The 1,125-nt window shown below is 75.3% G+C and carries 1 protein-coding gene; it reads right to left on the bottom strand.

Features of this window, described 5'->3' with window-relative positions; all coding sequences use genetic code 11:
- On the bottom strand, positions 1-1,061 hold a 1,061-nt coding region (locus tag BG452_RS35190), incomplete at its 3' end, for a helix-turn-helix domain-containing protein (RefSeq protein WP_188308404.1).
- Positions 1,062-1,125: the final 64 nt, after the last annotated feature.

The following is a 1,125-nucleotide window of genomic DNA, read 5'->3' as shown; positions in this document are numbered from 1 at the left end:
GGCAGCCGGAGGTCGGCGCCGTGCGCTCCCGCCGGGCTGGGCGACTGCTGCCCGGGGCGCCGTGCCCGGTAGCTGGTCCGGTACGCGGCCGGGGAGACCCCGAGCTGGCGGCGGAAGTGCCCGCGCAGCGCGACCGGCGACCGGAACCCGCACCGGCGCGCCACGTCGTCCACCGACAGCTCCGAGGTCTCCAGCAGCCGCTGCGCCTGGAGCACCCGCTGGGTGATCAGCCACTGCAGCGGCGCACTGCCGGTGAGCGTGCGGAAACGGCGGTCGAAGGTGCGCCGGCTCATGTAGGCACGGGCCGCCAGCACCTCGACGTCGAACTGCTGGTTGAGGTTCTCCAGCGCCCAGGTGACCACCTCGGCCAGCGGGTCGTTGCCGATCTCCTCCGGTAAAGACTGATCGATGTACTGGGCCTGTCCTCCGCCGCTGCGGCGACTGGGCACCACCAGACGGCGGGCCAGCGCGTTGGCGGCCTCGGCGCCGTGGTCGCTGCGCACCACGTGCAGGCACAGGTCGATCCCGGCGGCAGTGCCGGCCGAGGTCAGCACGTCGCCGTCGTCCACGAACAGCTCGCGGGGGTCGACGTGCACCCGCGGGTAGCGCTTGGCCAGGGTCGGCGCGTACATCCAGTGGGTGGTCGCCGGGCGGCCGTCGAGCAGGCCGGCCGCGGCGAGCACGAAGGCACCGGTGCAGAGCCCGATGATCCGCGCGCCCTCGTGGTGGGCCTTGCGCAGGGCGGTGATCGCCTCGACCGGCGGCGGCTGCGAGATCGAGCGCCATGCCGGTACGACGATCGTGCCGGCTCGGGCGAGGGCCTCCAGGCCGTACGGCGCCGACAGGGTCAGCCCGCCGGTGGTGGCCAGCGGGCCCTCCTCGCCGGCGCAGACCAGCAGCCGGTAGCGGGGGACCCCGGCGTCCTGGCGGTCCACGCCGAAGACGGAGAGCGGGATGGAGCTCTCGAAGATCGGTGCGCCGCCGAAGATCAGCACCGCGACGGTCTCCCGGCGGCGCCGGCCGGACAGCTTGCGCGGGGCGCCGATGGTCGCCTGGGCGATCGCGGAGCCACTGCCGCCCGGCCCGCCGTGGCCCAGCGGGCCGTGGCCGGGGGCGGTGCCCAGG

This window comes from Streptomyces sp. CBMA123 (assembly GCF_014596465.1).
Lineage (GTDB): Bacteria > Actinomycetota > Actinomycetes > Streptomycetales > Streptomycetaceae > Kitasatospora.
The sequence above is the reverse complement of the archived record's forward strand: the minus strand, read 5'-3'. Positions and strand labels throughout refer to the sequence as shown.